The 21,247-nt window shown below is 57.9% G+C and carries 16 protein-coding genes; 13 read left to right on the top strand and 3 right to left on the bottom strand.

Annotated features, from left to right (window positions below):
• Window positions 1–8 precede the first annotated feature (8 nt).
• The 13 genes from PK28_RS13845 to PK28_RS13785 all read left to right on the top strand — a co-directional run bounded on the left by PK28_RS13845 (window position 9) and on the right by PK28_RS13785 (window position 16,522).
• Window positions 9–1,076, top strand: coding sequence for a cytochrome c oxidase subunit II (locus PK28_RS13845; RefSeq protein WP_044514792.1), 1,068 nt, complete (start codon window positions 9–11; stop codon window positions 1,074–1,076).
• Window positions 1,077–1,098: 22 nt separating this feature from the next.
• On the top strand, window positions 1,099–2,958 hold the full coding sequence (locus PK28_RS13840; protein ID WP_231576165.1) for a cytochrome c oxidase subunit I: 1,860 nt from the start codon (window positions 1,099–1,101) through the stop codon (window positions 2,956–2,958).
• Window positions 2,959–3,111: 153 nt separating this feature from the next.
• Window positions 3,112–4,188: a COX15/CtaA family protein gene (locus PK28_RS13835; RefSeq protein WP_044514791.1), complete on the top strand. Its 1,077-nt coding sequence runs from the start codon at window positions 3,112–3,114 to the stop codon at window positions 4,186–4,188.
• Between the two features lie 53 nt (window positions 4,189–4,241).
• A complete protein-coding gene (gene cyoE / locus PK28_RS13830) occupies window positions 4,242–5,099 on the top strand; it encodes a heme o synthase (RefSeq protein ID WP_044514789.1) in 858 nt (285 codons plus the stop codon).
• An 88-nt stretch (window positions 5,100–5,187) separates the two neighbouring features.
• Entirely contained in the window at window positions 5,188–5,778 is a 591-nt protein-coding gene (locus tag PK28_RS13825) for a cytochrome c oxidase subunit 3 (RefSeq protein ID WP_044514787.1), read from the top strand.
• A gap of 21 nt (window positions 5,779–5,799) precedes the next feature.
• Complete coding sequence (locus PK28_RS13820) at window positions 5,800–6,570, top strand: cytochrome c oxidase subunit 3 (protein ID WP_044514786.1); 771 nt, start codon at window positions 5,800–5,802, stop codon at window positions 6,568–6,570.
• Window positions 6,571–6,669: 99 nt separating this feature from the next.
• On the top strand, window positions 6,670–7,014 hold the full coding sequence (locus tag PK28_RS13815) for a cytochrome C oxidase subunit IV family protein (protein WP_044514784.1): 345 nt from the start codon (window positions 6,670–6,672) through the stop codon (window positions 7,012–7,014).
• Between the two features lie 3 nt (window positions 7,015–7,017).
• Window positions 7,018–7,695, top strand: a complete 678-nt coding sequence (locus tag PK28_RS13810) for an SCO family protein (protein WP_044514782.1) — start codon at window positions 7,018–7,020, stop codon at window positions 7,693–7,695.
• Complete coding sequence (locus tag PK28_RS13805) at window positions 7,670–8,224, top strand: DUF420 domain-containing protein (protein ID WP_044514781.1); 555 nt, start codon at window positions 7,670–7,672, stop codon at window positions 8,222–8,224. Before PK28_RS13810 ends, PK28_RS13805 begins: the two co-directional genes overlap by 26 nt.
• 52 nt (window positions 8,225–8,276) lie before the next feature.
• Window positions 8,277–8,534, top strand: coding sequence for a CAMCR motif-containing small membrane protein (locus tag PK28_RS13800; RefSeq protein ID WP_044514775.1), 258 nt, complete (start codon window positions 8,277–8,279; stop codon window positions 8,532–8,534).
• A 71-nt stretch (window positions 8,535–8,605) separates the two neighbouring features.
• Window positions 8,606–8,947 carry a DUF983 domain-containing protein gene (locus tag PK28_RS13795; RefSeq protein ID WP_231576164.1) on the top strand — a complete coding sequence of 114 codons (342 nt, stop codon included), beginning with the start codon at window positions 8,606–8,608 and terminating at the stop codon, window positions 8,945–8,947.
• A gap of 81 nt (window positions 8,948–9,028) precedes the next feature.
• Entirely contained in the window at window positions 9,029–12,760 is a 3,732-nt protein-coding gene (locus tag PK28_RS13790; protein WP_197070419.1) for a sensor histidine kinase, read from the top strand.
• An 87-nt stretch (window positions 12,761–12,847) separates the two neighbouring features.
• Complete coding sequence (locus PK28_RS13785; RefSeq protein WP_044514770.1) at window positions 12,848–16,522, top strand: DUF8818 domain-containing protein; 3,675 nt, start codon at window positions 12,848–12,850, stop codon at window positions 16,520–16,522.
• An 81-nt stretch (window positions 16,523–16,603) separates the two neighbouring features.
• Here the strand turns inward: PK28_RS13785 and PK28_RS13780 are convergent, their stop codons facing one another.
• From PK28_RS13780 to PK28_RS13770, 3 genes are all read right to left on the bottom strand, one after another.
• A complete protein-coding gene (locus PK28_RS13780) occupies window positions 16,604–18,694 on the bottom strand; it encodes a beta-N-acetylhexosaminidase (RefSeq protein WP_048826058.1) in 2,091 nt (696 codons plus the stop codon).
• Between the two features lie 88 nt (window positions 18,695–18,782).
• Window positions 18,783–20,135 carry a DUF58 domain-containing protein gene (locus PK28_RS13775; RefSeq protein ID WP_156126395.1) on the bottom strand — a complete coding sequence of 451 codons (1,353 nt, stop codon included), beginning with the start codon at window positions 20,133–20,135 and terminating at the stop codon, window positions 18,783–18,785.
• Window positions 20,136–20,183: 48 nt separating this feature from the next.
• Window positions 20,184–21,242, bottom strand: a complete 1,059-nt coding sequence (locus PK28_RS13770) for an AAA family ATPase (protein WP_082017119.1) — start codon at window positions 21,240–21,242, stop codon at window positions 20,184–20,186.
• Window positions 21,243–21,247: the final 5 nt, after the last annotated feature.

The raw sequence follows: 21,247 nt of genomic DNA, 5'->3' as shown, positions 1-21,247 counted from the left end.
CTTAAACCATGACAGTTCTTGGTATTCTGCTGGTACTGGTGTTGCTGTTGGTCGTGTTCGGCCTGCTGTTCCGCCTCCAGATCCTGACCTCTATTTTCTCGGGAAGCTTTGTGCGCGATGTGGGCATGAGCAACCGCGTGAATGGTATTCTGATGATTCTTTTCATGGTCCTGGGTGGGGCGGCCTTTGCCTGGTCGTTCATCGACAGCTTTGATAAGATGAACCCACCCATTGCCTCAGTTCACGGCCACGCCACCGAGCGCATGTTCTGGACTACGATGATCATTCTGGGCATCGTGTTCGTGATTACGCAGGTTGCGCTGTTTGTGTACTCCTACAAGTACCAGCACAAAGAAGGCCGCCGCGCTTTCTTTTTCCCGCACAACAACAAGATTGAAATTATCTGGACGCTGATTCCCGCCATCGTAATGGCCGGTCTGGTTTTCGCTGGCTGGAAAGAGTGGTCTAAAATCACGGGCCCGGCTCCCAAAGATGCCGTAGTGCTGGAAATCATGGGCAAGCAGTTTAACTGGCTGGTGCGCTACCCGGGCCGCGACCAGAAACTGGGCGTGGTAAACTACCGCTTGATTGACGCCACCAACGAATTTGGCTTTGACCTGAATGATCAGGCCAGTCTGGATGACTTTGTGGCCGGTGAGATTCACGTGCCCAAGGGCCACCCGGTATTGCTGAAAATCCGCTCCCGCGACGTGCTGCACGCTGTTTATATGCCGCACTTCCGCGTGCAGATGTATGCCGTACCTGGTATGCCAACCAAGTTCTGGTTTACGCCTACCAAAACCACGGATGAGATGCGTGCGCAGTTGGGCAACCCGGCTTTCAACTACGAGTTGGCCTGCAATCAGATTTGCGGCCGTGGCCACTTCGCCATGAAACTGGCTATTGTGGTAGATGAACCAGATGACTACGTTGCGTGGTTTGCTAAACAACAGTCCTTCTCTTCTCAGAACCCGGATTTACTGGCTACCTTTAAACAGAAGGCTGGCAACCTGGTTGAACCAGTAGCTGCCCCGGCGGCCGCTGTCGTAGTTCCTGCCGCCAAGGCTTCGCTGTAACTTCTTAATCGCACGCTCTTTTATGGCTGCTAATCTTCCTACCCAAGCGCAAGTGCAAGGTGGCATCGGGGCAACCGAGACGCACACCGAACACGACGAGCACCTGCATCATGACGAGCATCATGAGCAAAGCTTTCTGGAGAAATATGTCTTCAGCACTGACCACAAAGTCATTGCCAAGCAGTTCCTCATTACCGGTATTTTCTGGGCTATTCTGGGGGGCACGCTCTCCAGCCTGTTCCGTCTGCAACTCGGCTGGCCGGAAGCTACCTTCGAATGGCTCTCGCCTTTCCTGGGTAAGTGGATTGAAGCCGGTAAGCTGAACCCGGAATTCTATCTGGCACTGGTAACCATGCATGGCACTATCATGGTGTTCTTCGTGCTGACGGCCGGTTTGTCGGGTACGTTCTCCAACTTCCTGATTCCGCTGCAGATTGGTGCCCGCGACATGGCTTCGGGCTTCATGAACATGCTTTCGTACTGGTTCTTCTTTGTATCCAGCGTTATCATGTTCATCTCGCTGTTCATTGAAACCGGTCCTGCTTCGGCTGGCTGGACAATCTATCCGCCGCTGTCGGCGCTGCCCCAGGCCATTCCCGGCTCGGGCCTGGGCCAGACGCTCTGGCTGGTTTCCATGGCGCTGTTTATTGCCTCACAGCTGCTGGGTGGTGTGAACTACATTACCACGGTTATCAACCTGCGTACCCGCGGCATGAGCATGAGCAAGCTGCCGCTGACCATCTGGGCCTTCTTCCTGACGGCTATCCTGGGTCTACTTTCGTTCCCGGTTCTGCTGTCGGCCGCTCTGTTGCTGATCTTCGACCGTTCTTTCGGTACGTCCTTCTTCCTGTCTGACATCTACATTGCTGGTCAGGCGCTGCATAACGTAGGCGGTTCACCTGTTCTGTTCCAGCACTTGTTCTGGTTCCTTGGTCACCCCGAAGTATACATCGTTATTATGCCCGCTATGGGTATGGTATCCGAAATTCTGGCCACCAACGCCCGTAAGCCTATTTTCGGCTACCGCGCTATGATTGGCTCGCTGCTGGGCATTTCGTTGCTGTCGTTCGTAGTGTGGGCTCACCACATGTTCGTAACCGGCATGAACCCGTTCCTTGGCTCGGTCTTCATGTTCCTGACGCTGATTATTGCGGTGCCTTCGGCCGTGAAGACCTTTAACTGGCTGGCTACGTTGTGGCGCGGTAACATTCGCTTCACCTCGGCCATGCTGTTCTCCATTGGCTTCGTGTCGTTGTTTATCTCGGGTGGTCTGACGGGTATCGTACTCGGTAACGCCGCGCTGGATATTCAGATGCACAACACCTACTTCGTGGTAGCTCACTTCCACCTGGTAATGGGTAGCTCGGCCTTCTTCGGTCTGTTTGCTGGTGTGTACCACTGGTTCCCCAAGATGTTCGGCCGCATGATGGACGAGAAACTGGGCTATGTGCACTTCTGGCTTACTTTCCTGGGCGTGTATCTGGTGTTCCTGCCCATGCACTACGTAGGTATTGCCGGCTTCCCCCGTCGTTACTACGCTTGGACTGGCTTTGACATGTTCTCGCAGTTTGCCGACCTGAACCGCTTTATCTCTATTGCGGCTATTCTGGCCTTCTTTGCGCAGTTCATCTTCCTCTTCAACTTCTTCTACAGCATCTTCCGTGGCCGTCGTGCTACGCAGAATCCGTGGAACTCGACGACGCTGGAATGGACGGCTCCTATTCAGCCCGGCCACGGCAACTGGCCTGGTGCTATCCCCGCCGTATACCGCTGGCCCTATGACTATAGCAAGCCCGGTGCTGCTGAGGACTTCATCCCGCAGAACATCCCATACTCGCAGACGCAGTCGTCCAACCTGCCTTACGAGCGTGAAATGGAATAACGGCCTCGTGGCCTGATTGCCTAGAAACGGGCCGCTGTACTTACGGCGGCCCGTTTTTTTATGGACTTTTGCCCCAGCGTAGACGTCTTTTTCTCCTGCCGAGTGGTTTAGTTTAAGTAGCTGGGTCACATCGGCCCAAACAGTGTTTTTCTTATGAATACACCTGCCTATAGCCGCCGCTTTCGGGTGGTTGGTATCCTTACGGTGGTGGCCGTGTACCTGCTGATTCTGGTAGGAGGGATAGTGCGTAGTACCGGTTCTGGCATGGGCTGCCCTGACTGGCCCAAATGCTTTGGCTCCTGGGTGCCGCCTACGCACATTAGTCAACTGCCCGCCAACTACAAAGAAGTATACACAGCGCAACGGGTGGCCAAAAACAAAAAACTGGCGGCCACGCTGGAGCGGCTGGGATTCCGGCAGGTAGCCAGCGACATCTTTGCCCACCCCACGCAGTACCTGGAAACCGACTTCAATCCCACCAAAACCTGGATTGAATATGTAAACCGGCTATTAGGCGCTCTGATTGGCGTACTGGTGTTCCTAACCGTATTGTTTGCCTTGCCATACTGGCGCCGGGACCGGGTGGTTTTCTGGCTGGCGCTGGGTAGCTTTCTGCTGACCGGCGTTCAGGGCTGGCTGGGCTCATTGGTGGTTTCCACCAACCTGCTGCCCATTATGGTGACCATTCATATGGGGCTGGCGCTGTTGATTGTGGCCATGCTGATTTACGCTGTGAACCGTGCGCAGCAGGAAACCAACACGACGCCAGTGGCCATGGCGCAAGGCCTCACGGGCTGGCTCTGGCTGACTATTTTGCTCACCTTTGGCCAGATAGTACTGGGCACGCAGGTGCGCGAGCAGATAGACATTGTAGCCTTTGCCGCGCAGTACCTCGGCCGGGAAAACTGGGTGGAGCAGCTGGGCGGGGCCTTCCGCTTTCACCGCACCTTCTCGGCGGTATTGCTGCTGTTGAACGTGTATGTGGCGTTTCGGCTGTACGCTGTGCCTTCGCGGCCCCTGCAGCGCGCTGCCATAACTGTGGTAAGCGTGCTGCTGGCGGAAATTGTGGCCGGTATTGTGCTGGCATACTGGGCATTTCCCGCCTCGGTGCAGCCGGTGCACCTCACACTAGCTACCGTATTGTTTGGCGTCCAGTTTCTGGCGCTGGTAATATACCGGCGGGCAACGAAATTGATGGGGCAGGCCACTATTCCGCGCGTTGTTGCGTAACTTTGCGGCCCGTTCGGGCGGGAGTTTTCCCGTTTTCTCTGTTATTCCTTTTGATGACTAAAGTCAGGGCATTCTTTCAGCTGCTTAAGTTCCGTCTCTCGCTAACCGTGGCCTTCTCCAGCGCCATTGGCTACCTGCTGGGAGCAAAGGAGCTGGACTGGAGCCGGGCGTTGCTGGTGATGCTAGGCGGGCTGGCCGTAACGGGCGCCGCCAATACCATCAATCAGATTTTCGAGAAAGACCTCGATAAGCTGATGAAGCGCACCGCCAAGCGCCCGCTGCCGCAAGGCGTGCTGTCGATAACGGAAGCCTGGGCTTTTGTGGCCGTGATGGGCATTATCGGGCTGGGTATCCTGACCTATTTCTTCAACCCACTGGCGGCGGCCCTTTCGCTGGTTTCGCTGATTCTGTATGGCTTCATCTACACTCCCCTAAAGACCATTTCGCCCATTTGCGTGGCCGTTGGCGCCATACCTGGCGGAATGCCCCCGCTCATTGGCTGGGTAGCGGCTACCGGAGTGCTGAGCGCCGAAGGCTGGATTCTGTTTGCCATTCAGTTTATGTGGCAGTTTCCGCACTTCTGGGCCATTGCCTGGGTGCTGGATGATGACTATAAGAAAGCCGGCTTTAAAATGCTACCCACCCCGGGAGCTAAAGACCTGCGCACGGCCATGCAAATCATGACTTATACCCTAGTCCTGATTCCGCTGAGTTTGCTGCCGTTTTACTTTGGCATGACCAATACCACCTACCCTATGGTGGCGGCTATCTGCGGCGTGCTGTTCCTGATGCAGACTTTTTACCTGATGCGCACCGTGAGTAAAAAAGCGGCCATGCGCATCATGTTCGGCTCATTCCTGTATCTGCCCATTGTGCAGATAGCCTTGGTAATGGATAAAATCAAAATGTAGTAAAGCAGGTTGTAATAGTGGGAGAGAAGCTCGTGTTATAAAAGCGCAAAAGGCTCACCTACTCTTAATCCAGTAACTGAAAAAGCATATGTATTCTTCTGTTGAACCCCTCACCGATAAAGAACCCGGCACCGGTATGCACCCGCTGCGTCTGTTGCTGTGGCTGATGATGGTCAGTAGCACCATGATTTTTGCGGCGTACACCAGTGCCTATATTGTGCGCCGGGATGAAGGCAACTGGCTGGAGTTTGCCCTGCCCGCCAGCCTGCTCACCAATACCCTGATTATTCTGCTGAGCAGCGCTACGGTACAGTGGGCTTACTTTTCAGCCAAAAAAGACAACCTGAAGAGTGTAAAGCTGGGGCTGCTGCTGACCATAGCCCTGGGCCTGGTATTTGTGGCCGGGCAGTACAACGTGTGGGGTGAGCTGGTACGTAACAAGATTCACTTTGGCGGCGTTGATGCTAATCCATCGGGCTCTTTCTTGTATGTGCTGATGGGCGTACACGCTTTTCACCTGCTGTTCGGCCTGATTTTTCTGCTCAAAGTATTGCGTAAAGCCTTTAACTATCAGGTGCATTCGCGCCAGATGCTCTCCATTGGGAATGTAACCATCTTTTGGCACTTCCTGGGGGGGCTTTGGTTGTACCTGTATTTGTTCCTACTTTTGAACCACTGATTTCGACTTACCACGCACGCAATGTCCACCACAACCACGACACAGACCATTCCGGCTGCTGCCCTGCCTGAGCCCCGCAGCGGTTCCTGGGACGGAGGCAACGAACCATTCAAGGCTAGCTATGGCAAGCTGATGATGTGGTTCTTCCTGCTGACGGATGCTTTCACGTTCGCGGCTTTCCTGACCACGTATGGTCTGATGCGCCAGCGCCACCTGGCTTACGTTGGCGCGCCGAAGGATTTTTCCTTCTCTACGGCCTATTGGCCCATTCCGGAAAAGGTATTTAATTCTTTCCCCGGCCTGCACGGCATGGACATCCCGCTGGCCTTCGTGGCCCTGATGACCATGATCCTGATTTTCTCGTCGGTAACGATGGTACTGGCCGTAGAAGCCGGCCACCGCATGGACAAGAACGATGTGCAGAAGTGGCTGTTGTGGACTATCCTGTTTGGTAGCATGTTCATCAGCTGCCAGGCGTGGGAGTGGCATCACTTCATCACCGGCAGCGAGCATGGCCTGAAGATGGTAGACGGCAGCACGATTTTTGGTGCTTCCCTCACGCAGAATGAATACGGCCCGGTACTTTTTGCTGACCTGTTCTTCTTTATCACCGGCTTCCACGGTTTCCACGTATTCTCGGGCGTTTGCCTTCTGATCTGGTGCTTTATTGCCACCACCAACGGCACCTTCCACAAGCGTGGTCACTACGAAATGGTGGAGAAGATTGGCCTGTACTGGCACTTTGTGGATCTGGTGTGGGTATTCGTCTTCACTTTCTTCTATCTCATTTGATTTGTGAAAGGATGAGTTTGTGAAATGGTGAGCTCAATAGCCTGAGGCTTACTGTTTAATACAAATCACCACTCACTATTTCACCATATCACAGCCCCTATGGCTCAATCTGCTCAAAATTTCGACCCCTCGGTAGAAGCACATCACGCCAAGCCCAACACGCGCCCCATCTTTATTGCTCTGGCGTGGATCGTGGGCATCACCACACTCGAATTTGCTATTGCTTTTGCTCTGCCACACACCATGGCAACGCTCAAGAACAGCATCTTCATTGTGATGACTATTCTGAAAGCCTTCTTCATTGTAGGCGAGTTCATGCACCTGAAGCATGAAACCAAAGGCCTGATCTGGACTATCCTGATTCCGATGGCGCTGCTGGTTTGGTTGCTGGTTGCCTTGGTAACCGAAGGCTCCTACATCGGCGAGGTGATCTTCAACCGCTAGTCAATGCGGCCCAAACAAGTACTCCTGTTGGGCCTGCTACTGCTCGTTCCGGTACTGGCGTTTTTGTTTCTCAAAACCTTCGGTACCAACCGTTACGCGCTGCCAACTTACTTACCCGACCGCATCGATTCTGTGCGGGTAGGGGAGAAGTGGCAGCGCGATACTGTTTTTCACCCCATAGCCAACTTCCGGCTGCGGGCTCAAACAGGCCGCATGGTAAGCGGGCAGGAGCTGGCGAAAAATGGCCTCTATCTGGCCAGCTTCTTTTATACCACCTGCCCGGGTGCCTGCCCCCAGGTGAATGCGCAGTTGCAGCGCGTGCAGGAAAAGTACCGCCATGAGCCCCGCGTACGCCTGGCCTCCTTTACGGTAAACCCTCAGCAGGACTCAGTGGTTGTACTGGAGCGCTATGCCGAGCAGATGGGTGCTATAGCCGGCAAATGGTTTTTCCTCACCGGTAACCAGTCTGATATCTATCAGCTGGCGGAGAAGGAATTTCGCCTGCCTCGTCCCTCAGGCATAGCCCCCGGGCTGGTGCATAGCCAGCTGGTATTTTTGGTAGACCGCGACCAGCACGTGCGGGGCATCTATGATGGTACCAAACCGCGGGATATAGAGCGCCTCATTACTGAAATCAGCGTATTGCTGTACATGTATGACCACGACCAACCTCGCCGCTAACCCCGGGCAGCATACCAAATACAAACTCATTCTGGGCATCCTGGCGGCCGCGGTGCCGCTGGTAGTAGCTGTGCTCTACTACTTCCCCGAAGCTTTCCGCATCCCCGGAGCCCAAGTGAAATTCCTGCCCGCCGTAAATGCCGTGCTGAATTCGCTGACGGCATTGTGCCTGCTCATTGGCTTTTACTTCATCCGCAACAAGCAGGTGGCGCAGCACCGGGCCATGATGGGCACGGCTTTTCTGCTCTCCTCACTGTTTCTGGTGTCGTATGTGATTTACCACTCCCAGGTGCCTTCCACCAAGTTTGGAGGAGAAGGCCTGGTGCGGACGGTATATTTTGTATTGCTGCTCTCCCACATTTTGCTGGCTATTGTAACGGTGGGGTTGGTGCTGTTCACGCTATACTTTGCCCTCACGGAGCAGTTTCAGAAGCACCGCCGCATTGCCCGCTGGACCTTCCCGGTGTGGCTGTACGTGTCGGTTACGGGCGTCATTGTGTATTTCATGATTGCCCCGTATTATACCTGAAGCAAAGCCTAGCTGCAGGAAACTTTGCCCGTGTGCGGGTGTTTAAGAAGATATGAAAAAGGTACTTGCTTGGGGAATACTGGCCTTGCTGCTGAGCTGCGGGCTGAGTCTGCTGCCGCTTAGCGCGCAGGCACAATGCACCATGTGCAAAACACAGGTGGAAGCCTCGCGCACGGAGAAATCCGGCTACGATACCACCGGCCTGAACAAGGGCATCCTGTATCTGATGACCATCCCCTATGTGCTGATTGGCACAGTGGGCTTTTTCTGGTACCGCAACTCGCAGAAGAAAAAGCAGGCGCTGCACTAATGGCCGCCGGCTCCCGCTCTGTTTTGCTGGCTATCCTGGCGCAAAAATGCCCTCGTTGCCATCAGGGGCCTTTGTTTCTGCATCCGGCTTACAACCTGAGTAAGTTTGATGAGATGCCCGCGAAGTGCCCTGTTTGCGGGCAGCACTATGAGCCGGAAGTGGGCTTTTACTGGGGCGCCATGTACATCAGCTACGGCCTCTCCGTGGGTGTGGTGGTCATGGTGGGGCTGCTGTTATATTTCTTGGCCCACGATCCGCCGGTTTGGGTGTATGTGGCCGCGGTTTCCATAACAATGCTGGCCCTTACGCCGCTGTTATTCCGCTACGCCCGCACCCTGATGCTCTACTTGTTTGGGGGCATTCGTTACAATCCTACGGCGGCGCAACTGCCCGCCCCCAACCCAAAATACTAGGAAATGCCGCCGAATGGCGGCATTTTTGTTAGCAACCCCTGCTATCTGCCCGTTCAGCTCCGGCTGCTTAGCTATTTATACTTGAAGCTACCTCGTCATTCTCCGCTGGTTTTGCTGCTGCTGGCAGCCCTATGCTTTTTGGGCGCCTATCTGGGTAACCATTACGGGCTGGCGTCTGATGTGCTGCTGCGGGCCGAAGCGGGGCAGCTGCAGGCTGTGCTGCACGAGGCCGAGCGCACGGCGCAGGCAGATGCCGAAAATATAGCGGCGGAAGTGCAGCACGGGGCCGTTACCTTCACCTCTCTACTGCGCAGTACCACCTACCCCACCTTTATTTATCGGGGTACGCAGCTGCTATATTGGTCCGATCATACCACCCGGCCCGACCCGGACAACATCAGTCAGAGCTTCCACGAAAAGCTTTTGGATGTGAAGTTTGGGCGGTATCTGGTGCTGCGCCGGCAAGCCGGGGCATACAGCATTCTTACCTATATCCCGCTGGAGCGGCGCTACGGCATCAGCAACCGCTATCTGCGTGAGGGCGCTGAGCGGGCCTTGTTCCGCGGGCTGGACCTACGCATTGTTACCGCCAATGCCCGCGCCAGCCTGCCCCGGCTTTATTCCGCCGACGGTACCTATCTGTTTTCGCTGGAGAGCGTGCATCCTAACCCCATTACGGGGAAATATGTGCCGCTGGGACTGCTGCTCCTGGGGTTTGGCTTCTATCTGGCGGGTTGGGGCAAGCTGGCGCGCGGGCTGTTTCAGCAGCGCCGCCTGCTGGCCGGCGCGGCGGCTGTGGTGCTGCCCTTATTGGTATTCCGGGCGGGGCTGCTGTACTGGGGGCTGCCTTTTTCCTTTATCGAGCTGGAGCTGTTTAACCCCCGGGTGTATGCGGCCTCCTGGCTTTCTCCCTCCCTCGGCGACCTGCTCATTAATGCCCTGCTACTGGTGCTGGTGGTGTCCTACGCCCTGCGGCTATTCCGTCGGTTTGGCGTGGTGCGCCGCGTCTGGCACCTGCGCGACTGGCGGGAGCGGGCTGGCCTGGGTACTGCCACTATCCTGCTCTTCTATGCGCTGCTGCTGACCTTGTATGAGTTCTACGCCAGCACCTTCACCAACTCCCAGCTGGTGCTGGATATCACCCAGAGCATCGATTTGTCCGGTTTCAAGCTGCTGCTGCTGCTGGCTATTGTGCTGCACACGGGCAGCTACCTGCTGGTGTTCTACATGCTGTCACAGGTATTTAGCGCCATTATGCGGCCGGCAACTAAAAAACTGGCGGTGCTGCTGCTGGCCGCCAGTGCGCTGGTGTGGCTGCTGTTGGGCCTGGCTCTGGATGTTCCTTCGCTGACTTTACTGGGGCTCACGCTGGCTTTCTTCTTTACCCTGCGCCTCACGGGACTGCGCCAGCTCTCGGCGGTGGTGCCCTACCAGCTATACTTATTTGTGTTTTTGATGGTGGGCCTGAGCGCCACGGTGGGCGCCCTGGCACTCTACCAGCACTTCGACCGCCAGCTGATTCAAACCAAACAAAAGCTGGCGGGCAATCTGCTGCTTGATAACGACCTGCAGGGCGAGTTCCTGCTGGCGGAGCGCGCCCGCGAAATGGCCAGCGACCCGCTCCTGCAGGCTAAGCTGGCCAGCCCCTTCGATAACCAGGAAGTGGTGCGCCAGAAAATAACCAAGTACTATCTGCGGGACTACTTTGATAAGTATGAGTCCACGGTGTGGCTGTTTGACCCTACCGGCCGGCCCATTGGCGAGGATAGTCTGGCGGTGCCGCTCCGCCGCAAGCGGTGGCGGCTGCTGGCCGGTGCTATGTCCACGGACCAGCCCAACCTGTACCTGATTCATAACGGAGCCACGTTCAGCTCCCGGCGGTACGTGCTGTTTGTGCCGGTAGCGGTAGCCACCGGGGCCGGCAATGCCACTATTGTGCTGGAGCTGGTGCTAAAAAAGCTGACCACTAATAGTCTGGTGCCTGAGTTATTGGTAGATGAGAAGTTCTTCCAGCCTGGTCTGGGCCCGGAGCTGAGCTACGCCGGCTACCAGGGCAAGCGGCTGGTGTATAGTGAAGGGGATTTCGACTACGGGAATAATCTGAAGCCGGAACTCCTAAACGACCCCCACCTGTATACCAACGGCATTACGGTGGCCGGCACGCACCACTTGGGCATCACCGGCTCCCAGGACCGAACTATTGTGGTGAGTACGCCCAAGTATTCCTTCCGCAGTTGGTTTGCCAATTTCTCCTTTCTGTTTTTGCTGCATACCTTCTTTGGGCTGCTGTGCATTGTGGCGTATCTGCTGGCCAAGGGGCGCTACCCGCATATGCTGCGCACCAACTTCAGCACCAAGATTCAGCTGTTTCTGAACCTGGGCATTCTGGTGCCGCTGCTGGTGGTAAGCGTGGCCATTGCCAGCCAGGTTACCTCCTCCTACAAGCACGACCTGCTGCATGCCTATGAGCGGCGTGGCAAAGCCGTGCAGGACAACCTCCTGAAAGACCGCGCCCTGCTAGCCGATTCCACCGGCCGCGAAAAGCTCACGGACGTCGCCGAAATAGTAGCGAACCTCACCGAAACCGACCTCAACCTCTACGATGAGCACGGGCAGCTGCTGGTTAGCAGTCAGCCGCTGATATTTGAGAGTGGTGTGCTGAGTCCGTTGATGAATCCGCAGGCTATCAGGGCACTCAATGAGCGGGGTCAGCCCCGGATTTTGCTTTCGGAGCAGGCCGGGAGCCTGTCGTTCAACGCCTTGTACCTGCCGTTGCGCATGCCCTCCACCAAGCCGGGGCTGGGCCCGGTCATCGGCTACGTGGGCATACCGTTCTTTGACTCGGAAAAGGAGCTGGATACCAAGCTCATTGAGTTGGTAGATACCATCCTGAACATCTTCACGGTGATGTTCATCCTATTTCTAGTGCTCACTTTCGTGGCCTCCCGCATCCTCACTACGCCGCTCAAGCTCATCACCGAAAAACTCAAGCACACCACCCTCACCGGGCAGAATGAGTTGCTTTCCTATGAGTCTTCGGATGAAATTGGCCTGCTGGTGCGCGAGTACAATGGCATGCTATTGAAGCTGGAGGAAAGTAAGCAGGAGCTGGCGGCGCAGGAAAAGGAAGCCGCCTGGCGCGAAATGGCCCGGCAGGTAGCCCACGAAATCAAAAACCCACTCACGCCCATGAAGCTGAGCCTGCAGTTTCTGCAGAAGGCCATTGCCGAGCGCCGGCCCAACGCCGAGGAGCTGATTGGTAAAATTTCCCAGACGCTCATCACCCAGATTGATGTGCTCTCGGACATTGCCACCTCCTTCAGCACCTTCACCAACCTGCCCGCCATGCGCCCCGAGCGCCTGGATGTGGTGCCCATTTTACGGCGCTGCGTAGCCCTTCACCAGGATAGCGCCACCGGCGGCAAAGTGCAGTTTACGCTACCGGAAGGCATAGAGGAAGCGGGATTCTTGGTCTTCGCCGACGAAAACTTATTGGTGCGCACTTTCAATAACCTGCTCATCAATGCCATTCAGAGCGTGCCGGAAGGCCGACGCCCGGAAATTAAAGTGCTGCTGGAGCAGCCCGCTCCCGATAAAGTGCGCATCTGCATCAACGACAATGGCGCGGGCATTCCCCTGGCTGTGCAGGAAAAGATATTCGTCCCCAACTTCACTACCAAGGTTACGGGCTCGGGTATTGGGCTGGCCGTGGCCCGGCGCGGTATTGAGAGTGCCGGCGGCAGCATCTGGTTTGAAACCCAGGAGGGCAACGGTACCACATTCTATATTGAGCTGCCATTGGCCCCGACCTGACCCCCGGGCGCCGCCTGTTTCCCGGGCACGAATATTCCCGTACTTCGCGTTCTACGGCCTGTTACCGCTGCCACCCAACCCGCGCTTATGACCCGCCGCTTTCCGCGTTGCTTTCTGCTTCTGGGCTGGTGGCTGTTGCTGCTGGGGCCGCTGCAAAAGGCATTGGGCCAGCAACGGGCAGAGGCCGTGCCCAGCTCCCGGCGCTGCCAGTGGGTGCGGCTGCTGCCCGCGCAGGATACCACCCTGTTTCAGCTGCCTGACACGCTCACGGTAGTTCCTGCCTCGGTAAGCATCAACGGCCGCTCCGTAGCTTACAATGCCCGCACCGACCAGTATCGCTTTATCCGGGAACGGACGCGCTACCCGGCCCTGAATCCCGGCGAGCCGGATATTGTGCTGCCCAGCCCGCGCCTGGACTCCGTGCTGGTGTGCTACCGCGTGCTGCCGCTGCGGCTGGCGGCACCCCGGTTTCAGCGCCCCCGCAGCCTCATGGATAGCATCAGCTTTCCGCGCCGGCCGTTTGGCTACGATGATTTTGCGGTAAAAGAGCAGATCCTGGCCACGCCGGGCATCAACAAAACCGGCAACCTGAGCCGGGGCATATCCTTTGGCAACACCCAGAACGTGTTTGTCAATTCCTCGCTGAATTTGCAGCTGGAAGGCCAGCTCACGGACCAGGTACAGCTCACGGCGGCTATTTCCGACCAAAATGTGCCTTTTCAGCCCGAAGGCAACACCCAGCAGCTGCAGGAGTTCGACCGGATTTATGTGACCCTGACGCACCCACGCTGGAACCTGACGGCCGGCGACGTGGTGCTGCGCAGCAAGCCCGATTACTTCCTGCGCTTCTACAAAAACATTCAGGGCGCGGCCATTGAAGCCAATTTCGGCAAGCTGCCGCTGGGTGTGGCCGGCCGCAGCGCCGATGTTTCCGGCAACAGCACCATTCCCGCGCAGGCTGCGCCCGCCACGGCTACCACCTCCTCGGTGCTGGGGCGCGGGCGCTTCGCTACCACCAGCGTAGCGGCGGGCGTGGCCAAAGGTAAGTTTGCCTCCATTGAAGTGGCCCCCATTGAAAACGTGCAGGGTCCGTACCGCCTGCGCGGACCCAACGGCGAGCAGTTCATCATTGTGCTGGCCAACTCCGAGCGGGTATACCTGGATGGGCAACTGCTCACTCGCGGCTTCGATTTCGACTATGTTATCGACTACAACCAGGCCGAGGTAACGTTTTCGCCCAAGCACCTTATCACGCGCAACTCGCGCATCCGCATCGATTTTGAGTATTCTGATTTCAACTACGCCCGCTCGCTCACGCACCTGAGCCATTACCAGCAGCTGGGCCGCCTGAGCGTGCACGCCAACTACTACCGCGAAGCCGACAACCCCAATAATTCCCCCAACCTGGACCTGAAAGACGATGAGCGGGAACTGCTGCGCAACGTGGGCGAAAACGTGAGCATTGTGGACGTGCCCGGCGGCGATTCTACGAAGTACGACCGGCGCCAGGTGCAGTACAACCGCACCATTTTAACCGATACCATCACCGGCCAAAGCACCGCCATCTTCACTTACCCGCCGGACTCTACCCGCGGCGTGTACAACGTGCGCTTCACCAACGTGGGCAATAATCGCGGCGACTATGTGCTCAGCGCCACGGCCGTAAGTGCCAATGGGCGAGTGTTTGAATATGTGGCGCCCATTAATGGTGTGCCGCAGGGCAACTACCAGCCCGTGCGCCGCCTGCCCACGCCGCTGCAAAAGCAGGTAATATCGGCGGGCGTTAGTTTCCGGGTGGATTCGACGGCCACGGTGTTTGTGGATCTGGCTTCCTCTCAGCTGGATCTGAACCGCTTTTCGCCCCAGGCGGACCAGGGCCGGGCGTTCCGGGTGGGCTATGCCGTGGTAGACCGCCCCCTGAACCTGCCGGTGCTGCAGAACTATAAGTTCCGCAGCACTATGGACTATGAGTACACCAGCAAGCTGTTTGCTCCGATTGACCGGTACCGGGATATTGAGTTTGACCGCAACTGGAGCACCACCAGCACCGTGCGCGGCAACGGCACGCAGCGCCCGCCCCGCGAAGACAACATCTTTAATTTCTCGGCCGGGGCCGTGAAGGATACCGACAACCAGTTTACCTACCGCCTAAGCCGGCGCTACCGCGCCGGCGAGGTAAACGGCGTGCAGCACTGGCTGGATGTGGCCCGCGAGGTAGGCGACGTAGAGCTGCGCACCGCCTTGTTTGTGCTGAGCTCGGATGTAGGCCGGAGGCGCTCCAGCTGGGCCAGGGGAGAGGCGCAGGCCCGCTACACGCACGGCGCCCTGGTGCCGGGCTACGCCTACCGATTCGATAAAAACCGCGTGGCCCTGCCTTCCGGCGACTCGTTGACCTCGGCCAACTACTTCGATGAGCACAACCTCTTTCTGCAAAGCCAGGACAGCGCCCGTACCCGCTTCCGGCTGGACTACAGCTACCGCCGCGACCAGACGCCTAACCCGGAGCAAACCCACCTGCAGGAGCGGGGCCGCGCCCAAACCTGGCAGGGCAGCCTCACCACGCGCCTGGGCAAAAAACAGGACCTGAGCCTGCTGGCCACCTACCGCGACCTGGCCTCCCGCGACTCCGCCCGCCAGCGCACCGTGCTGGGCAAGCTGGACTGGAACGCCAGCCTACTGCAGAATGTGCTGCGCTCCGAGTTGAGCTACAGTGTAGCCTCGGGCCGGGAGCTGAAGCGTGACTATTCCTTTCTGCCCGTGCCCAACGGCCAGGGCACGCACTTCTACGGCGGCGACGCCAACAACAATGGCCGGGAAGACAAAGAGGAGTTCTTTGAAGCCCAGACGCCCGATGCGCAGTACCGCACGCACATCAAGGTGTTTTTGCCGACGGATGATTACCTGCTGGCCTTCACTAACCGCTTCAGCTACCGCCTGAACACCACAGCCCCGGCCAGCTGGCGGGAGCAGTCGGGTTTACGGAGCTTTGCGGCCCGTTTCTCGGCCCTCACCTCCGTCACGCTGGACCGCAAAACCACGGATAAAAGCCTGAGCTCGCGCCTGAATCCGTTTGCCCTGCAGACCGAAGCGCTGTCGTTGCTAAGTTTGAACAAGCTGCTGCGCAACACGCTGTACTTTAACCGATCCAATCCTATTTTTGGCGCCGAGTTTACGGTGCAGCAAACCCAGCAAAAGGTACTGCTGGCGCAGGGGACGGATATTCGCAACCTGGCCAGCCAAAGCCTGCTGCTGCGCCGCACGCTGGCGCAGTCGTTCACCGCGCGGGTGGTTACGGCCCGCAGCATCCGGGAAACGGCTTCTGATTATCTGAGTGCGCGCAACTACCGGCTGCTGCTGTATGAATTTGCGCCCGAGTTGAGCTATCAGCCCAGCAACACGCTCCGCTTTACCGGTACCTATTTGCACACCACCAAGCAGAATACCCTGGCCGACGGGCCCGACCCGGACGCGCGCGGGGTGTTTGATGAGTTGGGCATCGAGACTCGCCTAAGCCAGGTAGGAAAACGCACCGTAACGGCGGCCACGCGCCTGGTGCGGGTAGGTTTTGAGGGTGAAATATCCTCCGTAGTAGGCCTGGAAATCCTGAATGCGCTGCGCCCTGGCAACAACCTCACCTGGAACCTGAACGCCGAGCAGCGCCTGAGCAACGGCCTCAACCTGACGCTCAGCTACGATGGCCGCAAGCCCAATGGTCTGAGCCCGGTGCACACCGGCCGCATGCAGGTTTCGGTGTTGTTTTAAAGGCCTAGCGGCCAGATCTATTTTCAGCAAATAGCCCCGCCACAAACATGATTGTGACGGGGCTATTTATTTAAAGTGGGATTATTGACTTAACAGGCGTTTGATAGGATCCACCACTACCAGTTCGGTTTGGCCGGCCGGGGCCTTGGCGGCATCCAGCTGCTTTTGCAGGGGTGCCAGCCAGCCAGCAGGTGGCTGCTGGCCTTTCTCCAGCTGCGCCAGGCGAGCCAGGCCGATAGACGCTACCTGGGCCAGGTGCGTGGAAAGGGGCGCGTATTCGCGCAGGCTGGGTGATGTTTGCAGCAGCGGCTGCACGCGCACCTCGTTTAGCTGCCAGGTTTGCAACTGACTGCGCAGGCCATTGAACACGCGGCGGGCCGATGGAGTCCGGGGCAGCTTGCCCTGGTTGGCCTTGACCAAAGCCAGCAGGCTATCCACCTGCACCCCAAACATGCGGGCTTTTTCTGATTCGGCGGGGGCGGCATCTACCAGGCGGTTTAGCGGGGTTTGCGGCGTGTAGGTGAAACCCTGGAAATGCCGCTTGTACTCCTTCACGGGTTCCAGCACTTCGGCCAGGGTGCGCAAGGCCGTTACATCGGGAGAGCCGGCCAGCTGTTGCAGGATCTGCTCCGGCGCCTGGCGGTGCTGTAGCCCCAGGGTTTCCAGCTGAGCTGATACCGCGGCCAGGCGACGGTACATGTCCGGAACATCGGTAACCGTACTAGCAGACCACAGACGCTCGGCCACGGCGGCGGCTCGGGGCCAGATGCGGCTGTCAATGATATGGGCGTCGGCAAACTCACTCCACATGGTGGCTTCGCCGCCCAGAATCAGTTTCTTCTGGGCTTCCGTGAGGGGGGCATCGACTGGCAGCGGATCAGTGAGATAGTGAGAGGCGGCGGAGTAGTTCAGGTCGAGGTAATAGCCATTGGAGAGCAGGGCCGGGTGGCCTTCTTTTACGGCATCGTACAGGCCTTTCTTGCCGCGCCAGCTTTGGATAACGGCATCAGGCGGCAGGCCCGGGCCCAGAATTTCATCCCAGCCAATCATCTTCTTGTTGTACTTCTGCACAATGGTAAGCACCCGGCGGTTGAACTGGGTCTGCAACTGGTGCTTATCGGGCAGGCCTTTGGGGGTGAGCATGCCCTGGGCGCGCATGTACTGGGCAATGCGCGGGTTGCGCCGCCACTGCCGGCCGTCGTTTTCGTCGCCGCCAATGTGGAAATACGGGTCGGGAAACAGCTGCGTCATCTCCGCGAATAGGGAGTCGATGAAGGTATAGGTAGTTTCGCGGGTAGGATCCAGGGCAATATTGGAGGTGCGAAAGCTCTGATAGGGCGTGTAAACGGTATCAATAGAAGCCAGGCGTGGATAGGCCACCAGCCAGCTGGTAGCATGGCTGGGAACATCGAACTCGGGAATCACCCGAATGCCCCGCGCGGCGGCATAGTCCAGGACTTCCTTAATCTGAGCGCGGGTGTAGAAGCCGGGCGTAGTGCTGCCGGCCTGATGCAGACGCGGGAACACCCGGCTTTCTACCCGGAATGCTTGGTCATCGGTGAGGTGCCAGTGCAGCACGTTCAGCTTCACGGCAGCCATAGCATCCAGGTTGCGCTTGAGCACGGGCACCGGCATAAAGTGCCGGGCGGCATCAATCAGCAGGCCGCGCCACGCAAAACGGGGCCGGTCGTGAATATCGGCCTCCGGGAAATAAAAGGACTTTTTCTCTACGGTGAGTAGCTGCTGCAACGTAGCCAGCCCGCGCAGAATGCCCAGGCTGGTAGGCGCTTCCAGCACCACGCCAATGGGCGTTACGCGCAAGGTGTACGACTCATCTTCGCCTAGCAGTACTTTGCCGGAGCGGCCATACCGGATACTTAGCTCGGTGGGCTGGGTGGGCTGACTTTGGGCAAACGCCAGGCTGGGGCGCCCGGTGCGCTCAATCAGCCAGAAGTTAAAGTGCTGCACCGCGGCCGTTACCGCAGAATCTGCCGGGGCAGAGGGGAGCAGTACGCGCCAGTGCTGCTTAACTACAAAACGGCCTTTTCCCCATTTCAGCTCGGCGGGCACCGGCATCAGGTTGCGGGTGGCCGTAGTAGGCTGCGCCAGAAGAATAACGGCCGGAAAAAGAAAAAGCAGGGAAAGAGCAAAGAAGCGGAGGCGCAGAAGCATAGGGCTACACGAGGGAACAGAAGCGCTGAAAGATACGGGCCAGCGCGGTTTTGGGTAGCCCTTCGAACTTCATGCCAGCCTGCCGGGCTTAAATCAGCCCGCGGGCTTTAAACTCCAGATACCGGTTGATGGTATTGGCCGTGAGGTGCTGCGGGGCGGTAAGTAGTGCATGAATGCCGTAGCGCTGCAGCTCCAGCACAATCTGCCGCTTCTCGTGCGCAAACTGCTCAGCAATAGTTTGGTTATAAACCTCTTCGGTAGTTTCCGCCGGGGAATTCAGGAACTGTTGCAGTTCAGTGTTCTCAAAGAAAACCACCAGCAATAAGTGGTCTTTGGCCAGGCGGCGCAGGTAGGGCAACTGGCGGTGCAGGCCGTTCAGGGTTTCGAAATTGGTAAACAGAATAAGCAGGCTGCGCTGCCGGATTTTGGACCGTACGGTGGCGTAAAGCAGCTCGAAATCAGTTTCCAGGTACTTGGTTTTCTGGCGATACAGCACCTCCAGCAGCTTCAGCAGGTGGCCGCTGCGGCGGTCGGCGGGCAGCAGGGCGCCGGGGCGGTTGGAAAAGGTGAACAGGCCGGCTTTATCATGCTTGAGCAGGGCAATGTTGCTGACCACGAGCGTGGCGTTAATGGCGTAGTCGAGCAGGCTGAGGCCTTCAAACGGCATGCGCATTACCCGGCCCTTATCAATCAGGCAATACACCTGCTGGGCACGCTCGTCCTGAAAGTGGTTTACCACCAGGGCATCGGTGCCGCCGGTGCCGGCGCGGCGGGCCGTGGCTTTCCAGTTGATGGCGCGTGGGTCGTCGCCGGGCACGTAGGGGCGCACCTGCTCAAACTCCATGCTGTGGCCCACCCGCCGGATACGCTTCACGCCCACATCGGTGAGGCGGTTGTGAATGGCCAGCAGCTCGTACTGGCGCATCTGCAGAAACGAGGGGTACACCGGCACCGTCTGGTTCTGGCTAAAGCGAAAGCGCCGCCGCACCAGCCCCAGCGGGGAGGCAACGTACACGTGCACGGCCCCAAACTGGTATTCGCCGCGCTTTACGGGGCGCAGTCGGTAGTGAATGGCCTGCGTTTCACCCGCCGCCAGGCTTACCTGAAACAGCACATCGCGCCGCTGAAACTGATGCGGAATCTCATCAATGGTTTCCGTTTGGATGGGGAACCGGTAGTGGTTTTCCAGGTAAATGGCCACGTCGTTATCGGAGCCGTTGGCCAGCTTCTCGCCCAGCACGCGCCGCCCGAAGACCTGGCCCGCGCCGTTGGCGCCTGGTAGGTAGAGCAGGGCCACATCCAGCAACGTCAACAGGAATAACAGTCCCAACGCCACTTGCATGGGCGCCAGCAGCACAGGCCAGAAAAACGCCACCACCAGCCCGGCTATCAGGGCGGCCAGCAGCAGAAAAAGGCGCTTAGTAAGGAAAAAGGACTTCAAGAGCCAGAAAGCAAAGCGGGTGAGAAGGCAGAATGGAGCGGCTACAGCCTAGCGGGGTACTTCAATCTGCTGCAGAATCAGCTTCACTACCTCATCGGGTGTGGTGCCTTCCATCTCGCGCTCCGGCGTGAGCAGAATGCGGTGGCGCAACACGGCCGGGGCTAGATACTGTACGTCTTCGGGTGTTACAAAGTCGCGGCCGCGCAGGGCAGCCAGGGCTTTGGCACCGTTCAGTAATGCCAGGGAGGCACGGGGAGAAGCCCCCAGATACAGGGACTTATGCGCCCGCGTCTGGCCCACAATGCGGGCAATATATTCCAGCAGCTTGGGCTCTACGTGCTGCTGCTGCACCTGTTGGCGCAGCTGGGCCACCTGCTCGGCCGTGAGCACGGCCTGTACCGCCGAAAGCATAGCGCTGCCCCGGCCCGCATGGTGGCCCTGCAGAATAGAAACTTCCTCTTCCGTGGTGGGGTAGCCAATATGAATCTTAAATAAGAAGCGGTCCAGCTGGGCTTCCGGCAGGCGGTAGGTGCCTTCCTGCTCCACGGGGTTCTGGGTGGCCAGCACCATAAAGGGCTCCTGCATGGCGTAGGTCACGCCATCCTGGGTTACATGGTGCTCCTCCATCACCTCAAACAGCGCCGACTGCGTTTTGGCGGGCGCGCGGTTGATTTCGTCAATCAGCACCACGCTGGCGAAAATGGGACCGGGGCGGAATTCAAACTCCGCTTTGTTAGGCCGATATATGGAAGTCCCCAGCACATCGGAAGGCATCATGTCCGGGGTGAACTGAATGCGGCTGAAGGGCACATCCAGGGTGCGGGCCAGAAGTTTGGCCGTGAGGGTTTTGGCTACACCCGGCACGCCTTCCAGCAGCACGTGTCCATTGGCCAGAATAGCCGTCAGCAGCAGCTCAATCAACTCCTGTTGGCCCACAATAATGCGCCCCAGCTCCTGCCGGATGGCAGCGGCAGCGGTTTGCAGCTGATTGAAATCGGTGCGGGAGCCGAAGGATGTTTCCGCTACGGGCGGCGCCGGCTCGGTTTCCGGGAGCGGGGGCTGAGCGGTGGTTAAATCGGAGGCGGGGGAGGAGAAATCAGAAGTCATGGCGG

Origin of the sequence: Hymenobacter sp. DG25B (assembly GCF_000801315.1) — a bacterium.
Classification (GTDB): Bacteria; Bacteroidota; Bacteroidia; order Cytophagales; family Hymenobacteraceae; genus Hymenobacter.
This window is presented reverse-complemented; position numbering and strand designations above follow the sequence as displayed.

What these genes read in the sequence shown, in the direction of transcription:
- PK28_RS13840 (WP_231576165.1), top strand. Translation starts at nt 1,099, where the DNA reads ATGGCTGCTAATCTTCCTACCCAAGCGCAAGTGCAAGGTGGCATCGGG.
- PK28_RS13845 (WP_044514792.1), top strand. Translation starts at nt 9, where the DNA reads ATGACAGTTCTTGGTATTCTGCTGGTACTGGTGTTGCTGTTGGTCGTG.
- PK28_RS13785 (WP_044514770.1), top strand. Translation starts at nt 12,848, where the DNA reads ATGACCCGCCGCTTTCCGCGTTGCTTTCTGCTTCTGGGCTGGTGGCTG.
- PK28_RS13835 (WP_044514791.1), top strand. Translation starts at nt 3,112, where the DNA reads ATGAATACACCTGCCTATAGCCGCCGCTTTCGGGTGGTTGGTATCCTT.
- PK28_RS13805 (WP_044514781.1), top strand. Translation starts at nt 7,670, where the DNA reads ATGACCACGACCAACCTCGCCGCTAACCCCGGGCAGCATACCAAATAC.
- PK28_RS13820 (WP_044514786.1), top strand. Translation starts at nt 5,800, where the DNA reads ATGTCCACCACAACCACGACACAGACCATTCCGGCTGCTGCCCTGCCT.
- cyoE (WP_044514789.1), top strand. Translation starts at nt 4,242, where the DNA reads ATGACTAAAGTCAGGGCATTCTTTCAGCTGCTTAAGTTCCGTCTCTCG.
- PK28_RS13825 (WP_044514787.1), top strand. Translation starts at nt 5,188, where the DNA reads ATGTATTCTTCTGTTGAACCCCTCACCGATAAAGAACCCGGCACCGGT.
- PK28_RS13800 (WP_044514775.1), top strand. Translation starts at nt 8,277, where the DNA reads ATGAAAAAGGTACTTGCTTGGGGAATACTGGCCTTGCTGCTGAGCTGC.
- PK28_RS13810 (WP_044514782.1), top strand. Translation starts at nt 7,018, where the DNA reads ATGCGGCCCAAACAAGTACTCCTGTTGGGCCTGCTACTGCTCGTTCCG.
- PK28_RS13780 (WP_048826058.1), bottom strand. Translation starts at nt 18,694, where the DNA reads ATGCTTCTGCGCCTCCGCTTCTTTGCTCTTTCCCTGCTTTTTCTTTTT.
- PK28_RS13770 (WP_082017119.1), bottom strand. Translation starts at nt 21,242, where the DNA reads ATGACTTCTGATTTCTCCTCCCCCGCCTCCGATTTAACCACCGCTCAG.
- PK28_RS13815 (WP_044514784.1), top strand. Translation starts at nt 6,670, where the DNA reads ATGGCTCAATCTGCTCAAAATTTCGACCCCTCGGTAGAAGCACATCAC.